At 71.6% G+C, this 1,235-nt stretch carries 1 protein-coding gene; it reads right to left on the reverse strand.

Features of this window, described 5'->3' with window-relative positions; all coding sequences use genetic code 11:
- Nucleotides 1-1,031 (reverse strand): ABC transporter ATP-binding protein (locus tag EBH09_RS07125; protein ID WP_238697226.1); only part of this gene is annotated, 1,031 nt, incomplete at its 3' end.
- Between the last annotated feature and the right edge of the window lie 204 nt (nucleotides 1,032-1,235).

Consider the following 1,235-nt stretch of genomic DNA (forward strand, 5'->3'; position numbering starts at 1 on the left):
GGGCGCGGAGCCTCCAGGTCGGGCACGACGGCGGGCCGCGAGCCGGTGTTGAAGTGGACGAGGACCTCGTGCCCCTGGAACTCCACGTGCTCCACCAGGCCGGTGAGCAGCACCTCGCCGGGGCGGGCGGAGGCGGGTTTCGCGATCCGGACGGCCTCCGAGCGCAGGCCGACGATGACCTCGCGGCCCTGCTGGACGCGGAGCAGCTGGTGGTCCAGGGAGAGCGGCTCGGGCAGGCGCAGGAACTGCTTGCCCAGGCTGATGGTCATCGCGCCGTCGAGCGGCGCGCGGACGAGGCCGCGCAGGAGGTTGATGCGCGGGGTGCCGATGAAGGCGGCGACGAAGACGTTGCGCGGCAGGGCGTACACGGCGCGCGGGCTGTCCACCTGCTGGAGCACGCCGCCGCGCAGGACGGCGACGCGGTCGCCGAGGGACATGGCCTCGGACTGGTCGTGGGTGACGTAGATCGTGGTGACGCCCAGCTCCCGGGTCAGTTTGGTGATCTCGGCGCGCAGGTGGTTGCGGAGCTTGGCGTCGAGGTTGGACAGCGGCTCGTCCATGAGGAAGGCGCTGGGGTGGCGGGCGATGGCCCGGCCCATGGCGACGCGCTGGCGTTCGCCGCCGGAGAGCTGGGCGGGGAAGCGGTCGAGGAGGTCCTCGATGCCCAGCATGCGGGCGGTGGCGTCCACGCGGGGGCCGGGGTCGGTCTGGGGAGCCTCGACGCGCAGCGGGAAGCCGATGTTCCCGCGGGTGGTCATGTTCGGGTACAGGGCGAAGTTCTGGAAGACCATCGCCATGCTCCGCTCGGCGGGGAGCAGGTCGTTGGCGTACGCGCCGTCCAGCAGCAGCCGCCCGTCGGTGATCTCCTCCAGGCCGGCGATCATGCGCAGCACGGTGGACTTGCCGCAGCCGGAGGGGCCGAGCAGGACGAGGAACTCGCCGGGCGCGATGTCCAGCGACAGCCGGTCCACCACGCGGACGCCTCGCGCGTAGGTCTTGCTCACGTCGTGCAGGGAGATGGCGCGTGTCATGGGAGGTGCCCCCGGGGCTCACTGAGCGCTGGTGCTCCGCGGTCGGACGCCCTCGTGCGGGTCGTACGGGGCGTTTGAGTCACGGAAGCTAACGGAATGTGCGCGGCCGGGGGAAGACACTGGACCGTATCTCGGTGCCACCGTCCACCTGGTGAGAAAGCGGACGACCGAATTCAGGATCGGGGCGTCTTGGGCGAGGGGCCC

The sequence above is a fragment of the Streptomyces sp. E2N166 genome (assembly GCF_003671715.1).
Taxonomy (GTDB): Bacteria; Actinomycetota; Actinomycetes; order Streptomycetales; family Streptomycetaceae; genus Streptomyces; species Streptomyces thinghirensis.